Source organism: Sabulibacter ruber, assembly GCF_017355955.1.
Lineage (GTDB): Bacteria > Bacteroidota > Bacteroidia > Cytophagales > Hymenobacteraceae > Nibribacter > Nibribacter ruber_A.
On the sequence record NZ_JAFFID010000207.1, the window covers coordinates 1 to 244 of the forward strand.

The 244-nt window shown below is 72.5% G+C and carries 1 pseudogene; it reads right to left on the reverse strand.

The features are described 5' to 3' along the window. Positions 1-244 (reverse strand): annotated as a pseudogene (locus JT719_RS25070) (polyribonucleotide nucleotidyltransferase); the annotation flags it as partial.

Here is a 244-nt window from a genome sequence, read left to right on the forward strand (position 1 = left end):
TGATCAGCCCCATGGCGATGCCGGCCACCGGGCGCTCCAGCGGGGCGCCGGCGTCCATCAGCGACAAGGACGTGCCGCAGACCGTCGCCATCGAGGACGAGCCGTTCGACTCCGTGACTTCCGACACGACGCGCACGGTGTAGGGGAACTGCTCCTTGCTCGGCAGCAGCGGGTGGATGGCGCGCCAGGCCAGCTTCCCGTGGCCGATCTCGCGGCGGCCCGGCGAGCCCATGCGGCCGGCCTC